We start from the raw sequence: 26,494 nt of genomic DNA, 5'->3' as shown, positions 1-26,494 counted from the left end.
GGGCGATGCGTCACGGAGCGCGTCTCCGCATGATGCGCGCGATCGCCGGCCGGATCCAGCATTATGCGTGGGGGTCGTACACACGGCTGCCTCGTTTCCTCGATCAGCCGTCGGACGGCAGGCCGTGGGCCGAGGCGTGGTTCGGAAGTCATCCGCTGGCGCCTTCCCTCCTCGACGATGGCCAGACATTGATGGATCTCGTGGCTTCCGATCCGCCGATGCAGCTCGGAGGCGGTGTCGCTCGCAGCTTCGGTGGTGAGCTCCCGTTCCTCCTCAAGGCGATCGCGCCTGAGCGGCCACTCTCACTGCAGGTGCATCCGGATCAGGACCGTGCTGAGGAGTCCTTCGCCGCGGAGAACGCCGCAGGACTGCCCTTGGAGTCTTCTCGGCGCAGCTATCGGGACCCGAAGCACAAACCGGAGCTCCTCGTCGCACTGGAGCCGTTCACGGCGCTGTGCGGATTCCGGGCACCTCGCCGAGCCACCGAGATCCTCGAGGGCCTGGGCACGGATCTCTCGGATCGTCTGCATCGGCTCCTGCTGGAGAACCCCGATGCGCGCGGCATGCATGCGGCGCTGCGCGCACTCCTCTCGCCTTCGCTCCGCCCCGGACCACCCCTCGTGCAGCAGGTCGTCGATGCTTGCCGTGATCGTGAGCGACGCGGTGCATCCCCGTCGCCCCGCATCGATCGCATCGTCGTCGAGCTGGCGGAGCACCATCCGGGCGATGCGGGCGTGGTCGCTGCACTCCTGCTCAACCCTGTGTCACTGCAGCCGGGCGAGGCTCTCTTCATCCCCACGGGTACGCTCCATGCGTACCTCAGCGGGTTCGGGATCGAAGTCACTGCAGCGAGTGACAATGTGCTCCGCGCCGGCCTGACCGAGAAGCGCGTGGATGTCGACGAGCTGCTGCAGTGCGTGAGCGTGGTCGCTGCACCGCCGGTCCGGATAGCGCCTGAGCGACGCAACGAGATCACCGAGTCGTACTACGCCCCGGTCGATGATTTCGAAGTCTCCTTCACCGCTCTTGACGAGGCGACGCACTGGGGGGCCCGGCCGATGCTGGGCAATGGTCCGAGGATCGTGCTCGGCCTCGAAGGGGATCTTCTCCTCGAGTCGGCTACCAGCAGCATCGCGGTGCGCTCGGGGCAGGCTGTCTTCATCCCCGCGTCCGAGGGGGACGTCAGCGTGCGAGGCTCCGGCTGCATCGTGCAAGCGTGCGTTCCCTGATCGCTCCGCTTCCGGATCCGGCATCCGCCGGGGTCAGGCCGACGGCGAGATGAGCTCCCCTCGGTCCCGCGCCTGCCCGATCTGCTCGATGATCTCCTCGACGAACGCAGTCACGCCTTCCGCGCCGGCGACGGGACCGCCTGCCAGCAGTCCGTCGGCCCCCAGCAGGACGGCGGCAGGGGAGGAGGTCGCCCGGAGCGAGACCGCGAGGTTGCCCTCGATGTCCCTCGCCAGGCTGTCGCCGGCGCGCTCACGCACGGACGGGGCGAGGCCCGCCGGATCCGCACGGACGAGCGTGTGCACGCTCACGGTCTCCTCGAGTGCCGCGCGCCAGGCCCCGATCGCGTTCAACACCCTTTCGCACGGACCGCAGCCGGGACGCACCCAGATCAGCAGCGCCGCGCGCTCGGCGGTCAGTGCCGCGAGGGAGACGGGCTCCTCGCCACTCCTCTGCAGCATGCCGAACGGCGTCGGCGTGCGCTCGTAGTCGAGATCCGCATCGTCCGCAGAGGCCGCTCGCGGGTCCGCAGCGTCCGACGGCTCGTGCGCGGAGGGGCGATCGCCGACGACGGCCGCGCCCTGTCCGGTCTCGCTCCTGCGCGAGGTGCCCCCGAGGGTGAGCAGGGCGAGGAGCCCCGTGAGGAGCACCGCGAGGACGAGCTGCCCGAGGGCTCCTGGTGCGCCCATGATCGCGTGCGCGGGGAGAGAGCGGGCGGTGCCGATCACCGAGAGAGCCCCCAGCGCAAGCAGCAGCGTGTTGCGCACGAGGGTGGTCCGGGAGAGCGTCGGGGAGCCCAGGGTCCCGAAGCATGAGCAGGACACGGCCTCCTCGAATCCGAGGGCCCGGGCGATGATCGCCCAGTAGAGGACGAGCAGCACGACGATGAGCACGGAGAATGCGAGGGGCACGAGAGGAACGGGCAGCCAGATCCCGAGCGCGAGCACGATCTCCGCACCGGGCAGCAGCAGCGCCGCGGTGGCATGGGCACGGGGCAGAGGGAGGCGCAGGGACACCATCGCGTCCCGTGTCCCGCGCCTGTCACCGAGCTTCGCGGCACCGCTGATCAGCAGCGTCAGACTGACCAGCAGCTGGGCGGTGAGCAGCAGGATCGGCACCGGACCAGGGTACTCGAGCCGCTGCTGTCCGCGAGATGCCCCGCACACGAGAGAGTGCGTGCGCCGTCCCGACCCTGGACACCGTCCGTATCCTTGATCGGGTGAGCGCTCCCGACCCCAGCACCCGTCCCGCCTCGACCGCCCAGGCGCCCGCGCATCCCCGCCGGGTGCTGTTCGTGCTCCTGCTTCCCCTGTTCATGGCGCTGGTCGCGGTCTCGGTCATCAACGTCGCGCTCACGCCCATCGGCCACTCCCTGAAGGCCGACTCCGAGGGCCTGCAGTGGGTGCTCTCCGGGTACGCCCTCGCCTTCGCCGTGCTGCTCGTCCCCGCCGGGCGCGTGGGCGATGCGACCGGCAGGCGCCGCATCCTGCTGCTCGGCGTCGGCCTGTTCACCCTGGGCTCGCTGATGGCCGGGCTCTCGCCCAACGTGGGCGTCCTGAACCTCTCGCGGATCCTCCAGGGCCTCGGCTCGGGACTGCTGAACCCGCAGTCCATCGGGCTGATCCAGATGAACTTCCGCGGCCAGGCCCGCGCGAAGGCGTTCGCGATGTTCGGCACCACCGTCGCCGTCGCGACCGCCATCGGCCCCGTCATCGGAGGCCTGCTCATCCAGGTCCTCGGCGAGGACATGGGCTGGCGCTGGATCTTCTTCTCCAACGTCCCGATCGGCATCCTCGCGATCGTGCTCGGGCTGCTGTGGATCCCCAACGACAAGCTGCGCACCAAGGAATCCAAGCCCGACCTGGATCCCGTCGGCACCATCCTGCTCGCTCTCGCGATCCTCATGATCATGCTGCCGTTCCTCGAGCGCTCGGTCTCCGCGCTCGTGTGGCTGCTGCTGCCGCTGGGCCTGCTGCTCATCTTCGGCTGGGTGACCTGGGAGAACCGCTACCGCCGCGGTGGACGCCCGCCGATGGTCGACCCCGACATCTTCCGCAGCCCGCCCTTCCGCAACGGCATCATCATCGTCACCGTCTACTTCCTGGGCTCCACGAGCATCTGGATCGTGCTGCCGCTGTTCCTGCAGATGCACCTGGACCGCACGCCCTTCGAGGCCTCCATCATCGGCCTGCCGTCCTCGGTCGCGGCGATGATCTCCTCGCAACTGGGCGGGCGCTACGTGCTGCGCCTGGGCAGGCGCCTCGTGATCGCGGGCTTCGTCGTCGTCCTCGTCGGCCTCGCCCTGGTCGCGGTCATGGCCGGGGTCGTGGAGAGCGGCGTGCTGCCGTTCTGGACGCTGGCCGTGCCGCTCACGCTGGTGGGCATCAGCCAGGGCATGACGATCTCCCCGAACCAGACGCTCACCCTGAACGCGGTGGACCCGCGCTACGGCGGCGTCGCCGGAGGCATCCTGTCGCTGGGCCAGAGGATCGGCGCGGCCGTCGGCACGGCCCTCATCCCCGGAATCCTGTTCTCCCTCACGGAGAACGGCACGCCCTGGGTGGAGGCCTTCATCATCACCCTCACGGTGATCATGCTGATGGCGATGGCGGCGCTCGGCGTCAGCGTCGTCGACCGCAAGCGCGAGAGGGTGGCCGGGACCGACGCCTGAGGCGGACCTCGGGGGCTCCGACGACGGCCGCAGGTGGGGGTCCAGCTGAGGCGGGGGCGTGGCTGGGGCGCTTCGGGGGCAGCGCGCCTGCCGGCCGTCGTCGGTTGCTCGAAACATATGCCGCGGCACGTTGCACGAAGGTTGCACGGACGTGATCGCCCGGGTGACGCAGAGCAACAGGACGCTCTTCCCGCTGGTCACGGCCTTGTGCGGCGGCGGTGGCGGTCGGGTTCCGGGATCTCAGCGGACGTCCGCGCCCGTCCGCTCCTCCTGCCCCTCCGCCTTGAGGGCCTCGGCGCGCGTGCGCAGCAGATCGCTGCCGAGCTCTCCCTGCAGGCGGTAGGGGCGCGAGCCGAGCGTCAGCGCATCGCCCGTGAAACCCTCGAGGACGCGGCGCAGGCGCAGCACCTCGGCGCGCACCGTGCCCACGGCGTCGAGCGACCCGTACAGGGACTCCGCGAGCTCGCCCGCCCCCATGCCGTCGGAATGCAGGTGCAGAAGGGTCAGCAGCTCCGCGTGCCGTCCCGACAGGCACGCCGTGACGCGGCCGCGCCGGATCAGGGCCGTACGCCGGCCGGTGATCAGCAGCTCGAGATCGCCGGTGCGCGGGTCCGCGTCGGCCCGCTGGAATCGGGGCACGGGGGCGGTGTCCGCGCCGTCGTCCTCGCGCTGCGGCAGCTCCGCCTGGACGGCACGGGCGGCGGCCCGCAGCAGGGGCAGCACGAGCGGGCCGACGGCGCAGTCGTCCCCGGTGACGTCGATGACCCCCAGGACCTCGCCGGTCGCCGGGTCCAGGAGGGGGACCGCGCTGCAGCTCCACCCCTGGATCGCCTCGACGTAGTGCTCGGCACCCGCCACCTGGATCGCGCTGCCGCTCGCCAGGGCGAGCGCCGGGGCGTTCGTGCCGATGGCGTCCTCGGACCAGTCGGCGCCGACCGTGAAGCCGACGTCCTCGGCGCGGGTGCGCTGCCGCGAGGGACCCTCGAGCCACAGCAGACGACCCTGCTGGTCACCGAGGGCGACCAGCATCCCGTCCTCGACCGCGGGTCGATCAGACGCTCCTGGAGCAGGGGGAGGACGGCGCTGAACGCGTGGCGCCGGCGGGCCTCGGCGAGCTCGGCCCCGGAGAGGCCGGCGCGCACGGGCGACGCCGCATCGCGGAAGAGCAGGTCCAGGGAGCGCCGCCAGGACTCGAGCACGGGGTCTCGGACCATGCGACGGTCATTGTCGGGGGAGGTCGCCGCGGGCAGGTCCTCGTGCGCGCGCAGCACCTCGTGCCGGTATGCGGCGTCGTCCGGAATCCGGGCCGGTCGGGATGGCATGTGCATGCGCCACCTCCCGGTGCGGCTGCGCTCCCCGACTCTCGATGCGCGCCGACGAATCGAGCGTACGCCACGAAACGGACGCATCGACGGGGCGGGCGGGGCCGGTTACCGTTCCGAGACCGGGGGAGGAGACGGAACCCGGCCGGCTCCCGTGCGCTCGTCCGCCCGGGCTCAGAGCGCGAGCGACGCCGGGGTGTGCATGCGGGCGATCTGGAAGGCCTCGGCGTAGGGCACCGAGGACTGGCTCCCGCGCATCAGGGCGAGCGCCTCGAGCGCCTCCGTCGAGCGGGCGGAGGGGAACTCCTGGATCTGGCTGTCGAAGCAGCGGAACGCCTCGGTCTTGCGATGGACCGTCGAGGTCACGTCCACCGTCCAGTTCGGGGCGAACGTCGGCTCGGCGCCGGGGGCGTTCCAGAAGGTCTCGGAGATCGTCTCGTACATGGCGACGGTGCGGATCCCCCGGCCCTCGCCGACCGGACGCGTGACCACCATCGAGGCGTCGAACACGGCCTTGTGGTCCACGTGCCGGTCGGGGAACGGGATCAGCGCGAGCTCGGGCTTCACCCGGTCCACGATCGCCTGGAGGCCGGCGTTGAGCTGGGCCACGGAGTTGCGGGCGAGCTCCACGGCCTCGAGGTCGAGGAACACGGACTCGTGGACGCCCAGGACGGCGTGCGCGCGCCGGGCCTCCGCCTCGATCCGGGGCGCGACGCCCTCCTCGTACAGCGGAGGAAGGTTCGAGCACACGATCGCGACGGTGACCTCGGCCCCGGCGTCGGCGAGGCGGGCGATGGTCGCGCCGCAGCCCAGCACTTCGTCGTCCGGATGCGGGGCGATGACGAGGACTCTGGTGCTGCTCACGCTGGTGGGCCTTTCTCTGGGTGCGGAGCTCCGGCTGTGGAGCTCCTGGTGCGACGGGGGATGGAGGAGGAACGGGTTCTGGAGTGGGGTGAGGCGGGCGCGCCGGGGCCGGAGGGGTCAGCGCCGCCGCAGGTCCTTCACGCGGTCGTAGGCGCCGTAGGCCGCCTGGTGCAGCGGCATGGAGACCAGCGCGAGGGACCAGGAGGCGGCCTCGGAGCGGTGTCCCTCGGCGAGGAGGGCGCGCACGCCGGCGACGCTCATGCGGCTGCGGCACCACGCGCGGACCCGGCGGCGCAGGGGGGAGTCCGTCTTCTCGCGGGCCGCCGCGTGCAGCAGGTGGGTGACGACGTGCCGCTCGTGCACGGTGCGCAGCTCCGAGGCCTCGGGCTCGCCGAAGGTACGCACCAGGACCGGCTGGACCATGTCGACCAGCGCCGGGAGGTCGAAGATGCTCTCGCGGAGGCTGCCCGTGACCGAGTCGGAGTGGATGACGTACCGGTAGCAGGGCTCGTCGGTGAACGCCACCGTCCCGGCGCGGCTCAGCTCCTCGCGGGCGAAGAGGTAGTCCGCGTAGACGAGGCCCTCGTCGGCCCGCGTGACCGGGCGGCGGTAGAGGATGTGCTGGGAGAGCGGGAACTCCCCGTGGATCGCGCGCCGCAGGGCCTCGGCGCCGCTGATCGGACCCTCCGGGGGATCCCACGGGGAGACGCCCACCTGGTGGCCGTCCCGCACGTAGGCGGTGGGCGCGACGACGATGTCGGCCCCGGCGGCCTCGCCGGCGTCGAGCATCACCTCGAGGAAGCGCGGAGCGATCTGGTCGTCGGCGTCCACCCAGGTCATCCACTCGCCGCGGGCACGGTCCAGGCCCCAGTTCGTGACGCTCGGATGGCCCCCGTTCTCCGGCTTCCACTCGAGCCGCACGCGGGGGTCCGAGGAGAGATCGGAGGGGACGGGATCCTTCGTGGACCCGTCGTCGATCACGAGGACCTCGAAGTCCTCCATCGTCTGGTCGAGCACGCTCTGCAGGGCGGTGCCGACCACGGATCCGGCTTCGTAGGCGGCGATGACGACGCTGACGCGGGGCTTGTCGTTCATGAGGGATCCTCCTCAGGATCAGGGGCGGGCACTGCGCTCGCGGCGGCGCGCCGCCGCTGGACGAGGTCGCGGATGTAGAGGGCCGCCAGCAGCACCTCGGAGGCGATGAGTGCGGCCGAGGCGCCCACCGCACCCCACAGCCAGCTGGCGGGGATCAGCAGCGCCAGGTGCAGCAGGGCGCCGGTCATGGAGATGCGTCCGACGTCGCGGAAGCGATGGTTGGCCGTGGCGCGCAGCGCGAGCATCGAGCTCAGCCCCACGGGGAGCAGCGCGATGCCCATCAGCTGCATGACGGTGATCGTCGGGTCGAAGCCCTCGCCCAGGTACCACGGCACGAACCAGGGCGAGGCGACGATGAGCATGATCCCGGCGCACGTGTACGCCAGGACGATGCCCGTGCTGATCAGGCGCTGGATCGAGCGGGCGCCCGCGTCCTCGCGGGTCATCCGCGGGAGCATCGCGCCGGTGACGCCGTACATCACGCCGCGGGCCGCGTTGCTGAAGCGCTCGCCGGCGCCGAAGAACGCGACCTGACGGGAGGTCGAGAGGACGCCCAGCACCACGGTGTTCACGGTGCTCATCAGCAGGAACGCGACGCTCGAGATGAACAGGGGCCAGGAGTCCCGGATGGTCCCGCTCACTCCCGCCCAGCGGGGGACGACCCAGTGCGCCTCCTTCCACACGACCCGCAGCATGAACCAGCCGACGAGAGCGGAGAGGGCGAAGGGGAACTGCTGCCACAGCATCGCGAGGACCATGTCGTCCGCGGAGTTCACCGTGAGCAGCAGCAGGCCCAGCGAGATCAGGCGGGAGACCGCCGTGAGCAGTGCGAACTCCTTGACCCGCCCGGTGCCCTGCAGGAACCAGCTGGGGTACATCTCGCCGAGTCCGATGAGGAGCAGGCCCACGGCGTACATCAGCCACCGCTCCCGCAGCCCGGGGACGATCAGCACCGTGGACATCAGCACGAGCGTGCAGGCCGTCCAGATGAGCAGTTTGGCCGCGAGGGTCTCGGCCGCCACGCGGGAGCGCTCGGCGGTGGACGCCGAGACGGCGATGCTGCGCAGCGAGGACTGGTCGAAGCCGAAGTCGACGACGCTCTTGACGATCTGCAGGACCGCCAGGGCGAACATCAGGTGGCCGAGCTCCGAGGCCCCCATCACCCGCCCCAGGTACGGGAGCGAGACCAGCGGGTAGGCGAACGAGGCGAGGTAGCCCAGGCCGATGGCGAGCACGTCCGTGCTCACGCGCTTCGCGGAATCGGGCTTGCCGCGGCCCGGAGGGTCGGCCTGTTCTGGCATGTCGCCGCTCCTCGCCGTGTCGGGCCTGCTGGTCTCCGGTGGCCCGACGGACGGATCGGAGGTTCGGGAATCCTGCATCAGACGGCTGCCGACCGCGCGGGACGCGCGGGCACCGTCGCGCGGATGCGCTCGCAGACCTCGGCGATGTCGTCGGCGGAGGACGCGGGCGAGCTCGGGAGGCTGAGGCCGGTGCGGTACAGGCGCTCGGCGACCCCCGTGATCGTGCGGGGGAACGCGGACTCGTCGGCGAAGACCGGCTGCAGATGCATCGGCTTGAAGACGGGCCGCGACTCGATGTCGTGGGCGGCGAGGGCCTCGCCGATGCCCGCGGTGTCGATCCCCGCGACCTGCTCGTCGACGACGATCGAGGTCAGCCAGGCGTTGCTGCCGGGATCGCCGCCGCCGAGCACGGTGATGCCCGGGAGATCGGCGGCCATCTGCTCGTACGCCGCACGGTGCGCGCGGCGGACCGCGCAGAACTCGTCCAGCCGCTCCAGCTGCGCGAGCCCGATCGCGGCCAGGATGTTCGAGAGCCGGTAGTTCGTGCCGACCTCCTCGTGCTGGTAGTACGGGACGGGCTCGCGGGCCTGCGTGGCGAGCTTGCGGGCGTGGTCGGCGAGGGCGTCGTCGTCCGTGACCACGGCGCCGCCGGAGGAGGCCGTGATGATCTTGTTGCCGTTGAACGAGAGCGCCGCGGTGATGCCCTCGCTCCCGGCCGGGCGGCCCTCGCGCACCGAACCCAGGGACTCCGCCGCATCGACGACGAGCTGCGCGCCGTGGGCGCGCGCGATCTCGCCGAGCCTCCCGTGGTCGGCGATCCGGCCGTAGAGGTCGACGGGCACGACGGCCCGCACGCGGGCGCCGCGCGACTCCGCCTCCGTGAGCGCCTGCTCGACGAGGGCCGGGTCGAGGACGCCGGTCTCGTCGCAGTCCACGAACCAGGGTGTCGCCCCGCAGGCGACGATGCCGCTGGCCGTGGCGATGAAGGTCAGCGAGGGGCAGATCACGAGGTCGCCCGGGCCCACGCCGGCCACGCGCAGGGCCAGGTGCATCGCGGCCGTCCCCGAGGAGAGGGCCACGGCGCGGCGCCTCCCGGTGCGCTCGGCGAGCGCGGCCTCGAAGGCGTCGAGCTGCGGCCCGGCGGGGGCGATCCAGCCCGAGTCCACGGCCTCCAGCAGCAGCTCGCGCTCGCGCGTGCCGATCGTGGGCACCGACAGGGGGATGCGTGCGGTCACTTCGTCATCTCCTGGGGTCCATCGGCGCTCGTCGCCGCGGCGATCTGCGGGGTGCGCGCGGTCGCGGGGGTCTCGGGCACCGCGACCTGCGCGCCCGCGGGCCCGGGCGCCGGCGCGGGCGCGGGCGCCGGCTCAGGCGCGCGCGCCGTCGTGCCGGCGTCGGCGTCGGGCGGAACGACGGGCGACCCCTCGACGACCTGGTGCAGGTCGTTCTCGGCGAGCACCTGCGTGTAGAAGGCGTCGATGGCGCTCTCGGGCGCCGCCGGCGCGGGCAGGGCGCCCTCGGCGATCGGCTCGTTGCGCACGTGCCACACGCGCCCGCTGCGGGTGAGAACAGTGTTCTCGTCGGGCGTGAAGAGCTCCTCGGCGAGCTTCTCCCCGGGGCGCAGGCCCGTGAAGACGATCTCGCAGGAGACCCCGGCGAGGGAGATCATGCGCCGGGCGATGTCCACGATCTTCACCGGCTCGCCCATCTCGAGCACGAGGGTCTCGCCGCTGCGGCCCACGGAGAGCGCGAACAGCACCAGCTGGCACGCCTCGGGGATCGTCATGAAGTAGCGGGTGACGTCCTTGTGCGTGACGGTGACGGGGCCGCCGTTGCGGATCTGCTGGCCGAAGGCGGGGATCGCGGAGCCCCGCGACCCGATCACGTTGCCGAAGCGCACGCTCACGTAGCGGCGACCGGTGCGGTCGGCGGCGTCGGTGGTGAGGCCCTCGGCGACCCGCTTGGAGGCGCCGAGGATCGACGTGGGGCGCGCGGCCTTGTCGGTCGAGACGTTCACGAAGCGCTCCACGCCGTGCTGCTCCGCGGCGTCGATGACGTTGCGGCTGCCGTGCACGTTGGTCTTCCATCCCTCGGCGGGGAAGCGCTCGAGCATCGGCAGGTGCTTGAGCGCGGCCGCGTGGAAGACGACCTCCGGGCGGTGCTCGGTGAAGACCGCGTCGAGGGCCTCGCGGTCGCGGATGTCCGCGAGCACGTACTCGGGCTGGTCGAGCAGGGCGCTGCCCTGCAGGGACATCGAGAGAGCGTGCAGCGCGGACTCGTCGCGATCGAGCATGACCAGGGCCACGGGCTCGAGCTTCTTGATCTGGCGGCACAGCTCGGACCCGATCGAGCCGCCGGCACCGGTGACCAGCACTCGTCGGCCCGCGATCACCTCGCGCGCGGCGGAGGTGTCCGGGGGAGTGATCGGGCGGCCCACCAGGTCCTCCACGTCCAGATCGACCAGTCGGCCGATGCTGTCGCGCGTGAGCATCTCGCTGAACGTCGGGACCGTCCGCACCCAGCGGGCGCTCGTGTCGACCTGATCGGCCAGGCGGGAGAACAGATCGGAGTCGGCCTCGGAGATCGCGACGATCGCGCCGTCGGCCCCGGTCTCGTCCAGGACCCGGGCCAGGTCCATGGTGCGGCCCCGCACGGGGACGCCGCGGACCACCATGGCGCGCTTGGCGAGGTCATCGTCCACGAGCGCGACGGGGCGGTACTTGCTGTGCTTGTCGCTGAGCAGGTGGTCGATGAGCGAGGCGCCGAGGATCCCGGCGCCCACGATGACCACGTCCTGCGCATCGCGCGGCGCGCGCTCGCGGTCGAAGGCCATGCGGAGCGCCTGGCGGGCGCCGATCATGAGCACCAGGGCCGCGAGCCAGGCCAGCAGGACGCCGCCGAAGAAGCGGTCGCCGGCGAAGGCGAGGGAGCCCAGGGCCGCCGCGATCGCCGAGATGGCCGAGGCCAGCGCGACGGTGCGCAGCTCGCCGACGGAGCCGACGATGTACCGGTGCCGGTACACGCCCAGCAGCGCACCGGCGATGAACTGCACGGCGATCGAGACCAGGGCGAGGACGAGCGCCGGGACGAGCACGACGCCCGGCAGCAGCAGATCGGCCACCAGCCAGCCGAGCGCCCACATCACCAGATCGCACGCGCCCAGCACGAGCGCCACCACCCACGGGGTGTTGCGCTCGATCCCCGCCTGCGTGAACCGGCGGGGCCAGAGCGTGGTGCCCCGGTTCTGCTCGTCCTCGAGTGCTTCAGATGCGCCTGCCATCGTTCTCTTCCCCCTCGTGCGGCAGTTCCCCCGCCGCCTCGTGCTTCTCCGATTCCCCGACCTCGTCGAGGCGCTCTTCCGACCCGTCCGCGAGCATCACCACTCCGTCGAGCCGCTTCCCCCTCCAACGGGCCATCGCGGCCCCCCGTGCGAACCTGCTGACCCGGGCGCCGGCCGCGCCGACCAGGATCGTCGCCTCGTCGTCCCCCATCGCGACGAGGACGTCGGCGTCGGCGTCGAGGTCGATCGTGCGCACGGCGAGGCCCTCCTCCGAGAGCCCCTCCGCGAGCCGGCCGACGGGTGCGCCGTCGATGCCGAGCAGCGTCGTCCGTGCTCCGGGCGCCCCGTCCAGGCCGTGGATCGCGCCGGCGAGCCCCTGCAGCGTGCGGGGGCGCCCCTGCTCCGCGGCCTCCGCGGCGAGCCCGTGCTCGGAGGAGCCGAGGACGGCGAGGACGGGCGCCTCGGCGGCGTCCGCGGCGTCGTCGATCCGGCGCGGGCGCCGGTCGCGGCCGTTCAGCGCCAGCGCGGCGACGAGCCCCGCCAGCAGGCCGACGACCAGGCCGATCGGCGCGATGATCACCGGGTTGGGCGAGGACGGGCTGGAGGGGACGGCCGGCTTGAGCACGACCGACGCGGACACCCCCTTGTCCTTGCCGTCGCCGATGTTCTCCGACAGCGCGGTCGCCGCGGCGGAGGAGAGCCTCTGCGCGGTCGCCGGATCCTCGTCCTCGGCGGTGACCTCGATGATCGAGGTGTTCTCCGGGGAGGTCACGGACACGGACGACGCCACGTCGGCGGCGGCCATCCTCTCGCCCATGAGCTTCGAGATCTTCGTGACGGTGCTGTCGGCCGTGGCGAGCTCGAGGTACGTGGGGAGGTTCTGCGTGACCTCCGCGGACTGCGCGGCGTCCGCCTCGACCAGGATCTGGCCCTTGGACTCGTAGGAGTGCGGCAGGGCGGCGTTCACGATCAGTCCGCCGATCAGTCCGATGACGGCGCCCGCGGCGAGCAGCCACCAGCGCTCGCGCAGGGTCCTCCAGAGGGCGGCTGTGGTCATGAGCGGACTCCTTCTTCGTGTGCTGTGTCGGGCCTCGGGGCGGGGGGAGCCCCCGTGGCGTCCTCCACGTGCTCGGCGGCTTCGCCGGCGCCGGGCACGCGCGTGTCGAGGGGAGGGCGGACACCCAATGCACGATATGCGTCGAGTGTCCGCTTCGCCAGATCTGCGAGGTCGAACTCCTGGGTGATCCGGGCGGTGGCGGCCTCGCCCATCCGCCGACGCGCCGGGGCGTCGGCCGCGAGGGACGCGAGGGCGCGGAACAGCCCGTCGGCCGTCCCGTCGAGGACCCCGTTCTCGCCGTCCACGAGGATGTCGGTGACGCCGGTGACGGGATGGGCGACGCAGGGGATGCCCATCGCCTGGGCCTCGAGGAGCGCGATCGGCATCCCCTCGCCGGCGGAGGTGAAGAGCATGAGGTCGGCCTCGGCGAGCTCCGCGCGCAGCCGGGCGGGGGAGAGCCACCCCGTGACCTCGACCCCCTCCCCGAGGAGCTGGCGCTCGCCGTCGCCCAGCCAGCGGAAACGCGCCACGGGCAGGGCGCTGTCCCCGGTGCGGCGCTCCTGCTCCCACCGGCGTGCGATCTCGCCGAAGACGTCGGGGCGCTTCTGCGGGGCGACGCGTCCCACGTGCACGATGCGCAGGGGGCCGTGCCCGGTCCGTCGCGACGCGGGGCGGGCGAGCGCCGCGGCGTCCACGCTGTTGCGCAGCACCGCGGTGCGGACGCCGCGCAGGGAGCGGCGGGCGAGGCGCTCCTCGGAGCCGGAGACGAGCGCGAGGCGCGGGCCGAGGACCGCGCCGATCTGCTCCAGCCCCCGCAGGACGGCGACCGACGACGCCGAGGCGTCCGAGCGGTCGAAGGCGAAGGAATGCGGGCTGTAGACCGCGCGGCTCCGATGGCCCGTCACCAGGGCCGCGGCGCGCCCCAGCATCCCCGCCCGCGAGGAGTGCAGGTGCACGAGGTCGACCCGGCGGCGGGCGAGCAGCGCGAGGATCCCCACGGCGAACGCGGGGACCGCCGTGCGGTGGCTGCGGGAGAGGCGGATGACGCGGACGTGTCCATCCATCATCGCGGCGATCTCCTCCCGGGAGGGGGAGTCGGCGCGGGGGACGTAGGCGAAGGCGACGTCGAACCCCGGGAGTGCGGCCGTGGCCTTGGCGATCGCGGTCGCGGCGGCGAGCACGCCCGAGCTCGAGGCGTCGGTCGCGTGCAGGACGCGCACAGGGGCGCCAGGACCGGGGGCGCCGTCAGGAACGGCGCTGTCGGGAGCGGTGCGGGGGGTCATGGGGTCCCTCCGATCTGAGAGGTCACGGGTGGGGCGGACGGCCGGGGGCGGTGCGCGCGGACGGGCGGACGGTGCCGCGCCGAGCGCTCCTGCCGTCGTGCGGCGCGCGCACCGGGGAAGAGCGCGGCGGCCGCGTGCGAGCGGTCGGTCCCGCTCGGCAGCGCGGCGAGGACCAGCGGGAGCATCGGCGTCAGATGCTTGAGATAGGAGCCGTAGTCGGGCTCGAAGATCGCCTGCACCACGAGCAGCGCGAGCAGCAGCGACACGGCCCGAGCGGTGCGCACGCCGCTGCCCTGGGACGCGCCGGGGGTCCCGATCGGGGCGGCGCCGGGACGGGCGGGATCCGCGCCCCACCGGGCTCCGCCGGCGCGGGATGCGCGGCCCGTCGTGATGAGCTCGCCCCTGACGACGGGACGCAGGGCGACGGCCCAGATCGCCATGATCAGCAGGGCGCTGACCGCGTAGTACGGCGTGCCGGTCGATCCCAGCGGGACCGGGATGACGAGGAAGACCAGGGCGATGAGGGCCGAGAGCACGCCGAGCGGGCCGGTGGCGTCCGGGAACGCCGAGTCGATGACGGTGGCGACGTCCGCGTTCGCCTGCTGCTCGTTCGACCAGGTGCGCATCCCCTCGAGGGTCTGCCCGAGCGCGATCTGGAACGCGGGCTGCAGGAGCGCGTAGACGAGAGCCAGCGCGGCGACGATCACCAGCGGGTTGCGAGTGCGCGAGAGCAGGATCCGCCACCCCAGGTAGAGGACGGCGATGAGCAGCCAGTACGGCCGCAGCGTCGCGCCGTAGGCGACGCAGAGCAGCGGGACCGCGAGGTCCCAGCGGCGTCCGCGGGGCAGGAGGAGCACCAGGAGGACAAGTAGGAGCGTCACGTGCTCCTTGGAGTACTGGGCGAGGTACACGGCCGCCAGGCCGAGGGAGGCGGCGACCGCGGCGAGGCCGACGAGCGAGAGGTCGCGGATGCGCGTCCACCCGATCGCCGCGAACATGGCGGCGATGAACAGGGCGATGCCCAGCATCGCGGCCAGGGACTGCTGGTCGCCCAGGCCGAGCGCCGTGTAGATCGCGGCCACGCGCCGGAACGACTGGGCGTCGCCCAGAATGGGCCCGTGGATGGAGTGGTCGATGTGGCCGCCGTCGAGCACGAACTGCTCCGGCACGATCGACCGCATGACGGGAGCGGCGAGCAGCGCCGCGCCGGCCATGAGCACGACGGCGATCTGGTTCCCGAGGCCCCTCATCGTGCGCCCGTCCCTCGCCGCGGGGCCGCGCCGGATCCCGGCCGCTCGGTTCCCGCGAGCCGGCGGCAGGCCTGCACGAAGGCCTCGGCCATGTCCGTGCTCGATGCGCTGTGGCGTGACCGCGCGCGGGTGCCCATCGCCTCGAAGGCCTCGGGGTCCTGGGCGAGGGCGATGAGCCGCTCGGCGGCGGAATCGGTGTCCTCGCCCACGAGCAGGGCGTCGACGCCGTCGGCGGTGTCCGTGGCGAGTTCGCCGACGGGCGTGAGGGCGCAGACCATGCCGGCGGAGAGCGCCTCGTGGGCGGACATGGCGTACCCCTCGAAGTCCGAGAGCTGCACGAACACGTGCGCGGCGGCGGCGAGGGCGCCGATCTCCTCGCGCGCGCTCGCGCCGTGACGCGTGATGCGATCTCGGAGCCCGTAGGACGCGGCGAGGGCCAGGGCGCTCTCGAGCGCTCCGTCGTCCGGCCCGATCAGATCGAGCCGGGCGCCGCCGGGCCAGAGGGCATCCGCGCGGCCGAGGAGCTCGACGATGCGGTCCAGGCGCTTGGACGGAGCCAGGCGCCCCCAGAACACGAGGCGCAGCGGCTCGTCCGTCCGCGGTGCCCTGCGCGGGACGTCGTCGGAGAAGATCGGCGAGGCGCGGGGGTGCACGAGCACGTGGGGGACGCTCGTCCCCGCGCGGGCCAGTGCGGGTCGCACCACGTTCTCGTACGCCGAGGCGGAGTCCACCAGCACCATGTCCGTGCGGGGGATCGCCCAGCGGTGCACGGCCCGGTCGAAGCGGTTGGTGAAGCGGGAGCTGTGCACCCAGACGGCCCATCGGCCGCCGGAGAGCCTGCGGGCCAGGGCGCCCAGCGCGACGACCCGCCAGAGCGAGGTCACGGTGACCTGCGGGCGCAGGCGACGGGCCTCCCGGAGGAGTCGGAGCGCGGAGAGGGGCGAGTTCACGCCGGTGCCCTCGACGTCGGCGACCAGGGCCTCCTGGCCCTCCGGCGCGCCCGCGAGGGAGGCCACGCGGTATCGCACGTCGGCCGCGAGAGGCTCCGGGGTGCGGAGCGCCGCCTGCAGGTGCGCGGCGATCGCCTCGACGCCGCCGACCGTGGTGTCGTGGATCAGGTGCAGGACGCGCACGTCTGCCGGGGCGCGCTCGACGGAGCGTGCGTGCATGTCATTCCCCCTGGACAGCAGTCGTCGACGGCGTTGATGCGCTGCACGTCCCCCGCAGCGCCGGGCGTCGGCGCGTCGATGACCCGCCGGTAACTGCCCCGAATGACCAGAATCCACCCTTCTGTCCGATTCGCGAAGACATTGTGCGGCGGGTCACGGGTCCCGGGGGTGGGGTCGCCGCGGCGAGGAGGGGCGGCGCGGGGGACGGGCCGACTGTCGTGCAGCGGATCGGACGCCGGGCATCGCGCGCTGCCGGACGGCCCCGGCCGCGATCCGCCCGCCCGTCTATCCTGGAACGGTGCTCGCTTTCGTGATCGCCGCGTCCCGGATCGCACCATGACCCCCAGGAGCTCGCCTGGTCAGGCCCCTGTCGGCGCCGACATCGACACCGACGTCGGCGCGGCCCTTCCGGGCGCGCTCCCCTCGAGGCGACGGGTCGTGGGCGCGGCGGCCGTGGGGGCCGGGGTGCTCCTGACGGCCTCGGGCTCGGCCCGCGCGGAGCCCGCCGTGCCGCTGGGCCGGTTCGGCGTCACGATCGCCGGTTCCCGCGACGGCGGGCTGGGCATGGCGCGCGAGCTCGATCTCGCGACCGAGCTCGGGCTGGGCTGGGTCCGCTTCGGCGTCGACACCGAGTCCGTGCTGCGCTCGTGGGGCGATGCGGAGCGTCCCGTGGAGATGGACGAGAAGGGGCTCGAGGCGCTCGCGCGCGACGTCTCCGATGCGCGGAAGCGCGGACTCCAGGTCTGCCTGCTGCTCGTGGACGCGCGCACGGGCGACGATGTCGACGAGTCCGTGTTCCTGCGGCGCATGCGCGAGTACTGGGACGCCATCGCCCGGGCGGTCGGCGACCAGTCGTACGTGTGGCAGGTCTTCAACGAGCCCGACGGCTGGGATCCCCGCTCGACGGAGCCGCTCGAGGGCGAGGCGACGGCCGACTACCTCGCGTTCCTCGCGCGCGCCCTCGGCGATGCGCAGGCGGCCCTGCACCGGCATGCGCCCCACGGACGGGTGACGACGAACCTGTACGGATACCCGGTGGACGACGCCCGGGAGCGCCGCTGGAGGGAGATCTTCGACGTCATCGCGCCGAGCCTGGACGTGCTGACCGTCGACGCGTATCCCGACCTGGACGCCGCGGCGCTCGACGCCCTGCCGGCCCGCGCGAAGCGGCTGGCCGATCGGTACGGCGCCTCGATGATGATCGGCGAGATCGGCCTGCCCACGGGTGACGACCGGTTCGACGAGGCGGACCAGGCGGACGCGTACGCGCGGTACGTGAAGGTCCTCGACGATCCCGCGCTGCTGGCCTCCTTCTTCTACGAGCTCCGCTCCACCGACGGCAGCGGGTTCGGGATCCTGCAGGAGGACGGCAGCCCGAAGCCTGCGTTCACAGTCCTCCGCCGCGCGGCCTCGCAGAAGGACTGACCGGCCCGCTCACCAGGCCTTCCGTGAGACCGGGTTCACACACGGTCACCGTCCTTCGGGGCCGCCCGCTCCCTCCCGTAGCTTCCCGGGCATGACAGCGCCCACGACCCTGCCCGAGCTCGAGCGCACGGTGGCATCCCGTCGAAGGCCCGCGCTCAGCTACGAGCTGTTCCCGGCGCGCACCGACACCACCTTCGAGCGACTGCGCGACACCATCGCCCAGCTCGAGACCACCGCGCCCGACTACGTCTCCGTCACCAGCCGCACCGGCCAGCGGAACCTCGCGCGCGTCCTCGAGCTCACCGACCACGTGCTGCGCGAGACCGATCTGCGGCCCCTCGTGCACGTGACCTCGATCGGCTCGAGCCGGGCCGAGCTGCGCACCGTCGTCGAGGCCCTCCTGGACCGCGGGGTGCGCGGCATCCTCGCCCTGCGCGGGGACCAGGAGGAGGGGCACGACCTCGAGGACGACGAGATCCCCTTCGCCCGTCCGCTCGTGGACCTCATCCGCGAGGTCGAGCGCGAGCGCACGGCGGCTCTGGCCGGAGGACGCGTGAGCGTGGGCGTGGCCGCCTATCCGCACCGCCACCCCGAGTCGCCCACCTCCCAGCACGATCTGGAGGTGCTGCTGTCCAAGGAGCGCGCGGGCGCGGACTTCGCGATCACGCAGGTCTTCTTCGACCCCGCCGAGTACTGCGCACTGATCGCGAAGGCCCGCGACGCCGGCCTGCGGATGCCCGTGATCCCCGGTTTCGTGCCCGCCACGAACCCGCGCCGGCTCGAGCGCCTCGGCGAGCTCTCCGGCGTGCCGCTCCCGCGCGACCTCATGCACTCGCTGGAGACCGCGCGCGACGAGTCCGAGCAGCGGCGCATCGGCGTGCGCTGGACGGTCGACCTCATCACCCGCGTCCTGGACGCCGGCGCCCCCGGACTGCACCTGTTCACCTTCAACCGCCACGCCGAGTCCCTCGACGTGCTCGAATTCCTCGACCTGGACCGCTGGTCCGACCCGACCGCACCCTCCCCGACCACATCCGGCCCGACCGCACCCGGCCCGACCACAATCGACCCGACCACTGGAGATGCCCGATGACGAACGCTCCCCGCACCCCGGACGCCGCCCGCGCCCCGCTGCCCGCCGCTACGCCCGTCGGCTACCCGCGCATCGGCCCCGACCGCGAGCTCAAGAAGGCCGAGGAGGCCTACTGGTCCGGTCGCATCGACCGCGCCGAGTTCGCACGGCGCACCCGCGCGCTGCGCGACGAGACCCGCGCCCGCCTCGCCGAGCTCGGCCTCACCGGCCCCGCCGCGATCCCCGAGACGTTCTCCCTCTACGACCAGGTGCTCGACGCCGCGCTCGCCGTCGGCATCGTCCCGGACCGCTTCGCCGACGTCCTCGGGGCCGACGGCGCGAGCTCGGCCGACGGATCGGGCTCGGCCGACGGGACGATCGACCTCGACGGGTACTTCGCCCTGGCCCGCGGCACGGCAGAGCAGCCGCCGCTCGAGATGACCAAGTGGTTCGACACGAACTATCACTACCTGGTCCCGGAGATCGGCCCCGACACCGACCTGCACATCGCATCGACCCAGGTCATCGACCTGTTCCGCGAGAGCCTCGAGGGCGGTGCCGACGCCGCCGCGCGACCGGTCCTCGTCGGCCCCCTGACCCTGCTCCTGCTCGCCAAGGCGCAGGACGGCGCACCGGCGGGCTTCGACCCTCTGGACCGCCTGGACGACGTCGTCGCCGTCTACGCCGAGCTGCTGGCCCGCCTCCACGAGGCAGGCGCGACCTGGGTGCAGCTCGACGAGCCCGCGCTCGCCGCCGACCAGCGCATCGACCCGCAGGGCCTCGCCGCGCTGCTCGAGCGCGCCGAGGGCCGCCTGGCGTCGGCCGAGGACCGTCCGCAGATCCTCGTCACCACCCCCTACGGCGGCATCGGCGACCTGCTGCCCGGCCTGCTCGCCACGGGCATCGAGGCCGTCCACCTCGACCTCACGCGCGGCGAGATCCCGAGCGCCACGCAGCTCGCGGGCGTCGGCCGCACCGTGATCGCCGCCGGCCTCGTCGAGGGCCGCTCCGTGTGGCGCACCGAGCTGCCCACGGCCGCCGCCCGTCTCGCCCTGCTGCGCGAGCGCGTGGCCGAGGCCGGCGGGGACCCCGGCGCCGTCGTCGTCTCGACCTCGGTGTCCCTCCAGCACGTCCCGCACACCCTCGAGCGCGAGACCGATCTGCCCGCCGACCTGCGGGCGACCCTCGCCTTCGCCGACGAGAAGATCGCCGAGATCGTGGCCCTCGCGGGCTCCTCCGTCGCCCCCGGCTCCGTCGACGGGCCCCGCTCCGTGCCGCGCGATTTCGCGGGCGTGCGCCGCAACGATGTGCGCGAGCGCACCGCGGGCCTGACCGCGGCGGACCTCGAGCGCTCCGCCTTCGAGGTGCGCGGCGCCGCCCAGCAGTCGCGGCTCGGCCTGCCCGTGCTGCCTACCACCACCATCGGCTCCTTCCCGCAGGTCGCGGGCGTGCGCAGGGCACGCGCCGACCACCGTGCCGGGCGCATCGACGACGCCGCCTACGAGAAGGCGATGCGCGAGGAGATCCGCTGCGTCGTCGCGCTGCAGGAGGAGCTGGGCCTGGACGTCCTGGTGCACGGCGAGCCCGAGCGCAACGACATGGTCCAGTACTTCGCCGAGCACCTCGACGGCTTCGCGACCACCGCGCACGGCTGGGTGCAGTCCTACGGCTCGCGCTGCACGCGCCCGTCGATCCTCTTCGGCGACGTGTCGCGTCCCGCGCCGATCACCGTGGGCTGGTCGACCTTCGCCCAGTCGCTCACCGACAAGCCGGTCAAGGGCATGCTCACCGGTCCCGTGACGATCCTCGCCTGGTCGTTCGTGCGCGACGACCAGAGCCTCGGCGAGACCGCCGACCAGGTCGCCCTCGCGCTGCGCGACGAGATCACGGACCTCGAGGCGGCCGGCATCGGCATCGTCCAGGTCGACGAGCCCGCGCTGCGCGAGCTGCTGCCGCTGCGCGCCTCCGACCAGGACGACTACCTGCGCTGGTCCGTCGACTCCTTCCGCCTCGCCACCTCCGGCGCGGCCGACGCCACCCAGATCCACACCCACCTCTGCTACTCGGAGTTCAACGAGGTCGTCGACGCGATCGACGCCCTGGGGGCCGACGTCACCAGCATCGAGGCCGCCCGATCGCGCGGCGAGATCCTCGAGGCCCTCGATCCCGAGCGCTTCTCCCGCGGCATCGGCCCGGGCGTCTGGGACATCCACTCCCCGCGCGTGCCCGCCACCGAGGAGATCCGCTCCCAGCTCTCGGCCGCGCTCGACCGCGTGGGGGAGGGGCGGCTGTGGGCGAACCCCGACTGCGGGCTCAAGACCCGCGGCTACGAGGAGACCACCGAGAGCCTCCGGCACCTCGTCGAGGCCGCGCGCACTGTCCGCGAGCGGGCGGCGCGGGAGGGAGCGGGTCTGCCGGTCGGCTGACGGGGCGGGCCGCGCGGTCGCCCGAAGATCGAGCGTCCGATATGCGGTCGCCCGAAGATCGAGCGCCGGGAGATCGGGTGCCCGGAATTCGTGCGCCCCGGGATTGGGCGCCCGGAAATCGGGCGTCCGCACGTCGGGATTTCCCTGGATCTGTGGGTGGGCGGGGCTAATCTGAGAACAGGGTGAAGATCTCCCGCACGGACCCTGATCATCGGCTCCTCATGGTGGGCGCGAGCGGTGCGGGCGGGATCCGATCCTGCACACCACGGATCAGCACGAGGGGACCTTCCGATGACGACGCCCGATGACGGCACGTCCGCGCCCGACGGCACGACGCCGTCCGCGCAGCCGCCTGAGCACACCGCCGCGAACCCGCCCGAGGGCGAGCAGCGCACCACCGACTATTCGTACGGCTCGTACGGCTCGTACGGGCAGGACCCGACCCGGTCCGCCGACGGCCCGGCGGGCACCGACCAGCAGCAGGCCTCGGCCTCCGCCGGATCGCCGGCACCCGCCTCACCCGTCGGAGCGGCGCCCGGGCAGGACCCGACCCGGTCCGCCGACGGCCCGGCGGGCACCGACCAGCAGCAGGCCTCGGCCTCCGCCGGATCGCCGGCACCCGCCTCACCCGTCGGAGCGGCGCCCGGGCAGGAGTCGCCCGCGGCCCCCGCCCAGGGGTCGCCGTCGGCCCCGGGCCAGGGATCGCCCGCGGCCGCCGGGCCGCAGGCGATGCCGACCGCCTCGTCGTCGATGAGCACGGAGCAGGTGGTCGCGACGCTGCGGGGAGCGGGGCTGGAGAGCCCCCTGCGGTCGCTCGCGGTGGGCGGCGTCGCCTATGTCGGCGCGCTCCTCACCTCGCTGGTCGCGGTGCTGCTCTCGGCGGCGGCGATGGCTGTGGGAGCCGCGGGCACCGGGGAGGTCGGCGACGAGCTGGACTCCGCGGGCATCGACCCCGAGGGCGCGCTGAGCGGGATCGCGATGATCGTGCGCATGCCGTTCCAGCTGGTCGCGATGGCATCCTTCGGCTCCTGGGGGACGCACGCGGAGTTCGAGGGGGTCGCCCTGCGGGCCTCCGTGCGGCTGCTCCCGTTCGTCGTCACGCTCGTGATGGTGCTGCTGGCCTTCTACGGAGGCCGCTTCGTCCAGCGCGGACGCAGCACGGGGCTCCTCGGCATCTGGGTCAGCGCGCTGATCACGGGCATCGCCACCGCACTGTTCACGGTGCTCGCGGCCCTCGTCCTCGCCCAGCCCGTCCCGCTCGACGAGGGCTTCTCCCTGCGTGTGCACGCCGCGGGCTTCGATGCGTTCTTCGGCTCGCTGCTGCTGATCACCCTCGCGATCGGGCTCGGCCGGATGAGCCGGCGCGCACGCTGGGCCTGGTGGCCGCTGGTCGCGGACCTGCCGGCCGCTGCGAAGCTCGCCGTCGTCCACGCGCTCGTCATCGGCATCGCACTCGGGGTCCTCGGCGCCATCGGCACCACGATCCAGGCGCTCGCGGACGGGAAGCAGCCGCCGGTCTTCGTGCTCGTGCTCCTGCTGCCGCTGCTCGGCGGCCAGATGATCGCGGCGCTCACCGGGCTGCCGCTGCTGTCCTCGCTCACGGCGAAGGCGAACGCTCCCGACCTCCTCGGCGAGTTCCTGCCGTCCTCGAGCTTCACAGGCCGCGCTACGGTCTTCGACCTGCCCTGGTACGCGTGGCTGATCACGATCCTGGTGGGGATCGGCGTGCTGCTGGTGGTCTCGCTGCCGTGGAACCACGGCCGGCGCATCGTGCCCGGGAACATCATCGCCCTCGTCGTCTCCTGGGCCGCGCTCCCTGTGGTCTACTTCGCCGGCGGGATCGTGCTGCTCGTGCTGGCACGGGTCTCCGTGTCCGTCGGTGTGGAGGGCGGATTCTTCGGCGGCGGCGAGCAGATGTCCGGCTCCGTCGGCCTCGCCTGGTGGACGCCGTTCCTCGCGCTGCTGGCCGGGGTGATCGTCGAGGTGCTCTCGCGGTTCTTCGCCCCGCTGCTGGTCCCCGTTCTGTCGCGCCGCGCGCTCTCCTGGTTCCGCCGGCCCCTGGCGCCTGCCGACGCGTCTGCCGGCGCCAACGGCCCCGGCAGCCCGGCGACGGGAGTCGCCGAGGGAACCGCGACCGGTGCCCCGACCGGTGTTCCGGCCGGCGCCCCGTTCGGGAGTGCCGCGCTCGGCGGTGGTGCAGCGACCGGGCTCGCCGCTGGTGCAGCGACCGGCCTCGCCGGCGGTGCCGCCGCCGGCGGCGCGACGACCGTGGACATGTCGGGATCGGCGCCCGGGACCCAGGAACGACGCCCGCTCTCGAAGAAGGCGCGGCGCCGCCTCATCGCCGGGTTCGCCGGAGCCGGCGCGATCTGCGTCCTGGTCGTCGGCCTCGTCATCGCGTACAACGTGATCGCCCGGACCGTCTACGCACCGGAGAAGAGCGTGGACGCCTACCTCTCCGCCCTCGAGGACGGCTCGGCCTCGCAGGCGTCCGAGCTGGCGCCCGCGAACGTGCCCACCGCTCAGCAGGTGCTGCTGACCGATGAGATCGCAGGCGCGGCGGCGCAGCGTCCGGACTCCCACGAGATCACGGCCACCGACCGGCAGGACGACGGATCCGCGCAGGTCACCGCACGCATCACGCAGGATGGCGTCACCAGCGAGCGGACCTTCACGGTCGAGCGCGCGGGCCGCTCCGCCGTCGTCTTCCCGTCGTGGCGGCTGGGCGCCGTCGAGTACTCGACGCTCCGGCTCGTGGTCGACCAGGGCACGTCCACGATCCTCGTGAACGATCAGGAGGTCGACGTCTCCGACCTGGACCTGTCGCCGGGCTACGTGGACCTGCCGGCGCTGCCCGGCACGTACACCGTGTCGCTGCCCGCCGCCTCCGATCTCGTCACCGTGACGGACAGCGAGGTGCCGGTGCTCGTCGAGCCGAGCGGCGACGAGGACACCTACGCGAGCCCCTTCTACCAGCTCTCCGAGGCAGGTCTGAAGGAGGTCCAGAAGCAGGTGAACGCCAGGATCGACGAGTGCGCCACGAGCAAGGACGCCGCTCCCGAGGACTGCCCCTTCGAGGCGTACGTCTACGACCAGGTGGACGACTCCGGCTCGTGGAAGATCGAGGACTACCCGACGGTCACCGTCGAGGAGGAGGACGGCTGGTACTTCTCGACCGGGTACGAGGACGCCGGCTCCGCCGTCTACTCATACAAGCAGGAGCCGTTCCTGGACGACGAGAAGCCGACCGACGAGACGAGCGACAGCTCGATCACGGTCTCGGGCGCGGTCACCGTGGACGACGACGGGAAGCTCTCCGTCCAGTACAGCGAGTACTGAGCCCCCGCGGTCCGTCGGCCCGCAGGCCCGCCAGCCCGTCGGCCCGTCGGCCCCGGCCCCTGCGCCTGACGATGACCAGGATCTATGACAGGAACGGCCCGTTCCTGTCATAGATCCTGGTCATCGTCGCGTGTTCCCGCAGGGCACGTGGGGCACGGCGGGGTCCTCGGTGCGCGCCGCGCACCGTGCGCGCCCGCGCCGGATCCGTGCCGCCCTACGCCCCCGTGCGCATCCAGGCGTCCCCGCGCACGCGGACCCCGAGGGCGACGGCGCGGGCGACCATGAACAGCAGGTTCGTGGCGCCCCAGAGGGCGGCCAGTCCCAGCGGACCCGCCGGCGCCCAGAACCAGACGACGATCGCGCCGGGCATCACGGCGAGCATCGTGAGCATCCCCGCGCGGGCCAGGTAAGGGGCGTCGCCCGCGCCCATGAGGACGCCGTCGAGCACGAACACGTAGCCCGCGACGGGCTGGGCGATGACCAGCACCCACAGCGCCGCGCGCAGGCTCTCCTGCACGGCCGGGTCGGGGCTGAACCAGGACGGCACCACGTAGCTCGCCGCGAGCAGCACCACACCGACCACGGCCCCGCCGCCCACGCCCCACCGGGTGAGGCGGCTGGTCACGGCGTGGACCGTCGTGGTATCGGCCGCGCCCAGGTGTCTGCCGGTGAGGGCCTGGCCAGCGATCGCCAGAGCGTCGAGCGCGAGGGACAGCAGCATGAAAACAGTGCTCGCGAGCTGGTGGGCGGCCAGCTGCACCGCGCCGAGCCGCGCCGCGACGAGCACGGTGACGAGGGTGACGATGCGCAGGCTCAGCGTGCGCACGAGCATCGGGAAGGACTCGCGGCCGGTCGCGGCGACCGAGCCCAGATGCGGCCGCAGCGCCACGCCCTCGCGCCGCGCATGGCGCACCACCACGCCCAGCAGCACACCGGCCATCAGCCACTGGCTGATCACCGTGCCCGTCGCGCTGCCGGCGATCCCCAGGCCCAGGCCGAAGATCAGCACGGCGTTCAGGGGGATGTTCAGCAGCGCTCCGCCCACGGCCACGACGAGCGGGAGGCGCGCGTCCTGGAGCCCTCGGATCAGGCCCGTGGTCGCCTGCACCGAGAGCATCGCGGGCAGGCCGAGCGCGGAGATCCGCAGGTAGACGGCGGCCTCGGCGGTGACGTCGGCCCCCGCCCCGAACAGCGGGAGCAGCACCGGGCCTCCGACCACCAGCAGGAGCAGGCAGCCCGCGCCGATCATCAGGGCGAGCCAGGCGGCGTCGACCCCGCGGGCGATGGCCTCGCGCATGCGCCCCGCGCCGACGGCCCGCGCGACCGCCGCGGTCGTCGAGTAGGCGAGGAACACGGAGAGTCCGACGACCGTCGTCAGCACGGTCGAGGCGAGGCCGAGCCCGGCCAGCGACGTCGTCGAGACCCGCGCGATGAACGCGGAGTCGGTGATGACGAACAGCGGCTCGGCGATGAGCGCGCCCAGCGAGGGCAGCGCGAGGCGCAGGATCTCGCGGTCGACCGAGCGCCGCGCCGCCGCGGGCGAGGGCTCGGGCGGCCGCGCGGGGGAGGAGTCGCGCGAGGAGGCGGAGGAGGAGTCGGGGGGAAGATCAGGCGAGGGGTCGGGCACGCATCCATCGTGCCAGGGGCCGCAGGGTCGACGGGCGGGGCGCGGATCACACCCGATGCTCCGACCTTCGGCTGATGCTCGGGATG

At 73.0% G+C, this 26,494-nt stretch carries 18 protein-coding genes; 6 read left to right on the top strand and 12 right to left on the bottom strand.

Features of this window, described 5'->3' with window-relative positions; all coding sequences use genetic code 11:
• Positions 1-32 precede the first annotated feature (32 nt).
• Entirely contained in the window at positions 33-1,229 is a 1,197-nt protein-coding gene (gene manA / locus I8D64_RS13850) for a mannose-6-phosphate isomerase, class I (RefSeq protein WP_200503402.1), read from the top strand.
• Between the two features lie 33 nt (positions 1,230-1,262).
• On the opposite strand, the gene I8D64_RS13845 is transcribed toward manA, so the two are convergent.
• Positions 1,263-2,345 carry a MauE/DoxX family redox-associated membrane protein gene (locus I8D64_RS13845; protein ID WP_200503378.1) on the bottom strand — a complete coding sequence of 361 codons (1,083 nt, stop codon included), beginning with the start codon at positions 2,343-2,345 and terminating at the stop codon, positions 1,263-1,265.
• Between the two features lie 101 nt (positions 2,346-2,446).
• Between I8D64_RS13845 and I8D64_RS13840 the strand changes: the two genes are divergently transcribed.
• Positions 2,447-3,898, top strand: coding sequence for an MFS transporter (locus I8D64_RS13840; protein ID WP_343068587.1), 1,452 nt, complete (start codon positions 2,447-2,449; stop codon positions 3,896-3,898).
• Positions 3,899-4,138: 240 nt separating this feature from the next.
• Here the strand turns inward: I8D64_RS13840 and I8D64_RS13835 are convergent, their stop codons facing one another.
• From I8D64_RS13835 to I8D64_RS13790, 10 genes are all read right to left on the bottom strand, one after another.
• Positions 4,139-4,927 carry a GAF domain-containing protein gene (locus tag I8D64_RS13835; protein ID WP_200503376.1) on the bottom strand — a complete coding sequence of 263 codons (789 nt, stop codon included), beginning with the start codon at positions 4,925-4,927 and terminating at the stop codon, positions 4,139-4,141.
• Positions 4,928-5,394: 467 nt separating this feature from the next.
• Positions 5,395-6,084: a PIG-L deacetylase family protein gene (locus I8D64_RS13830; protein WP_200503375.1), complete on the bottom strand. Its 690-nt coding sequence runs from the start codon at positions 6,082-6,084 to the stop codon at positions 5,395-5,397.
• Positions 6,085-6,201: 117 nt separating this feature from the next.
• Positions 6,202-7,179: a glycosyltransferase family 2 protein gene (locus tag I8D64_RS13825; RefSeq protein WP_200503374.1), complete on the bottom strand. Its 978-nt coding sequence runs from the start codon at positions 7,177-7,179 to the stop codon at positions 6,202-6,204.
• On the bottom strand, positions 7,176-8,480 hold the full coding sequence (locus I8D64_RS13820; protein WP_200503373.1) for an oligosaccharide flippase family protein: 1,305 nt from the start codon (positions 8,478-8,480) through the stop codon (positions 7,176-7,178). Before I8D64_RS13820 ends, I8D64_RS13825 begins: the two co-directional genes overlap by 4 nt.
• A gap of 77 nt (positions 8,481-8,557) precedes the next feature.
• Positions 8,558-9,715, bottom strand: coding sequence for an aminotransferase class I/II-fold pyridoxal phosphate-dependent enzyme (locus tag I8D64_RS13815; protein WP_200503372.1), 1,158 nt, complete (start codon positions 9,713-9,715; stop codon positions 8,558-8,560).
• The gene (locus tag I8D64_RS13810) at positions 9,712-11,760 is read right to left on the bottom strand and encodes a polysaccharide biosynthesis protein (protein WP_200503371.1); all 2,049 of its coding nucleotides are present in this window, start codon (positions 11,758-11,760) and stop codon (positions 9,712-9,714) included. Before I8D64_RS13810 ends, I8D64_RS13815 begins: the two co-directional genes overlap by 4 nt.
• On the bottom strand, positions 11,744-12,817 hold the full coding sequence (locus I8D64_RS13805; protein WP_200503370.1) for a YveK family protein: 1,074 nt from the start codon (positions 12,815-12,817) through the stop codon (positions 11,744-11,746). Before I8D64_RS13805 ends, I8D64_RS13810 begins: the two co-directional genes overlap by 17 nt.
• Positions 12,814-14,100 carry a glycosyltransferase family 4 protein gene (locus I8D64_RS13800; RefSeq protein ID WP_200503369.1) on the bottom strand — a complete coding sequence of 429 codons (1,287 nt, stop codon included), beginning with the start codon at positions 14,098-14,100 and terminating at the stop codon, positions 12,814-12,816. Before I8D64_RS13800 ends, I8D64_RS13805 begins: the two co-directional genes overlap by 4 nt.
• Entirely contained in the window at positions 14,097-15,350 is a 1,254-nt protein-coding gene (locus I8D64_RS13795) for a hypothetical protein (protein ID WP_200503368.1), read from the bottom strand. The genes I8D64_RS13800 and I8D64_RS13795 overlap by 4 nt, the downstream gene beginning before the upstream one ends.
• Positions 15,347-16,519, bottom strand: coding sequence for a glycosyltransferase family 4 protein (locus tag I8D64_RS13790; RefSeq protein WP_200503367.1), 1,173 nt, complete (start codon positions 16,517-16,519; stop codon positions 15,347-15,349). The genes I8D64_RS13795 and I8D64_RS13790 overlap by 4 nt, the downstream gene beginning before the upstream one ends.
• Before the next feature lie 336 nt (positions 16,520-16,855).
• Here I8D64_RS13790 and I8D64_RS13785 point away from each other — a divergent pair, with 336 nt between their 5' ends.
• The 4 genes from I8D64_RS13785 (at position 16,856) to I8D64_RS13770 (ending at position 24,781) form a co-directional block, all read left to right on the top strand.
• The gene (locus I8D64_RS13785; RefSeq protein ID WP_200503366.1) at positions 16,856-17,944 is read left to right on the top strand and encodes a glycoside hydrolase 5 family protein; all 1,089 of its coding nucleotides are present in this window, start codon (positions 16,856-16,858) and stop codon (positions 17,942-17,944) included.
• A gap of 91 nt (positions 17,945-18,035) precedes the next feature.
• The gene (locus I8D64_RS13780; protein WP_200503365.1) at positions 18,036-19,037 is read left to right on the top strand and encodes a methylenetetrahydrofolate reductase; all 1,002 of its coding nucleotides are present in this window, start codon (positions 18,036-18,038) and stop codon (positions 19,035-19,037) included.
• Positions 19,034-21,442 (top strand): 5-methyltetrahydropteroyltriglutamate--homocysteine S-methyltransferase, encoded by a 2,409-nt coding sequence (metE, locus tag I8D64_RS13775; RefSeq protein WP_200503364.1) that lies wholly within the window; start codon positions 19,034-19,036, stop codon positions 21,440-21,442. Before I8D64_RS13780 ends, metE begins: the two co-directional genes overlap by 4 nt.
• Before the next feature lie 291 nt (positions 21,443-21,733).
• Positions 21,734-24,781, top strand: coding sequence for a hypothetical protein (locus tag I8D64_RS13770; RefSeq protein ID WP_200503363.1), 3,048 nt, complete (start codon positions 21,734-21,736; stop codon positions 24,779-24,781).
• Between the two features lie 214 nt (positions 24,782-24,995).
• Here I8D64_RS13770 and I8D64_RS13765 read toward each other — a convergent pair whose 3' ends face one another.
• Positions 24,996-26,408 carry an MATE family efflux transporter gene (locus I8D64_RS13765; protein ID WP_200503362.1) on the bottom strand — a complete coding sequence of 471 codons (1,413 nt, stop codon included), beginning with the start codon at positions 26,406-26,408 and terminating at the stop codon, positions 24,996-24,998.
• Between the last annotated feature and the right edge of the window lie 86 nt (positions 26,409-26,494).

Source organism: Brachybacterium halotolerans (assembly GCF_016623465.1).
In the GTDB taxonomy this organism is placed as follows: Bacteria; Actinomycetota; Actinomycetes; order Actinomycetales; family Dermabacteraceae; genus Brachybacterium; species Brachybacterium halotolerans.
The sequence above is the reverse complement of the archived record's forward strand: the minus strand, read 5'-3'. Positions and strand labels throughout refer to the sequence as shown.

What these genes read in the sequence shown, in the direction of transcription:
- manA (WP_200503402.1), top strand. Translation starts at nt 33, where the DNA reads ATGCGCGCGATCGCCGGCCGGATCCAGCATTATGCGTGGGGGTCGTAC.
- I8D64_RS13835 (WP_200503376.1), bottom strand. Translation starts at nt 4,927, where the DNA reads ATGCTGGTCGCCCTCGGTGACCAGCAGGGTCGTCTGCTGTGGCTCGAG.
- I8D64_RS13825 (WP_200503374.1), bottom strand. Translation starts at nt 7,179, where the DNA reads ATGAACGACAAGCCCCGCGTCAGCGTCGTCATCGCCGCCTACGAAGCC.
- I8D64_RS13820 (WP_200503373.1), bottom strand. Translation starts at nt 8,480, where the DNA reads ATGCCAGAACAGGCCGACCCTCCGGGCCGCGGCAAGCCCGATTCCGCG.
- I8D64_RS13810 (WP_200503371.1), bottom strand. Translation starts at nt 11,760, where the DNA reads ATGGCAGGCGCATCTGAAGCACTCGAGGACGAGCAGAACCGGGGCACC.
- I8D64_RS13805 (WP_200503370.1), bottom strand. Translation starts at nt 12,817, where the DNA reads ATGACCACAGCCGCCCTCTGGAGGACCCTGCGCGAGCGCTGGTGGCTG.
- I8D64_RS13800 (WP_200503369.1), bottom strand. Translation starts at nt 14,100, where the DNA reads ATGACCCCCCGCACCGCTCCCGACAGCGCCGTTCCTGACGGCGCCCCC.
- I8D64_RS13795 (WP_200503368.1), bottom strand. Translation starts at nt 15,350, where the DNA reads ATGAGGGGCCTCGGGAACCAGATCGCCGTCGTGCTCATGGCCGGCGCG.
- I8D64_RS13790 (WP_200503367.1), bottom strand. Translation starts at nt 16,519, where the DNA reads ATGCACGCACGCTCCGTCGAGCGCGCCCCGGCAGACGTGCGCGTCCTG.
- I8D64_RS13785 (WP_200503366.1), top strand. Translation starts at nt 16,856, where the DNA reads ATGACCCCCAGGAGCTCGCCTGGTCAGGCCCCTGTCGGCGCCGACATC.
- I8D64_RS13780 (WP_200503365.1), top strand. Translation starts at nt 18,036, where the DNA reads ATGACAGCGCCCACGACCCTGCCCGAGCTCGAGCGCACGGTGGCATCC.
- metE (WP_200503364.1), top strand. Translation starts at nt 19,034, where the DNA reads ATGACGAACGCTCCCCGCACCCCGGACGCCGCCCGCGCCCCGCTGCCC.
- I8D64_RS13770 (WP_200503363.1), top strand. Translation starts at nt 21,734, where the DNA reads ATGACGACGCCCGATGACGGCACGTCCGCGCCCGACGGCACGACGCCG.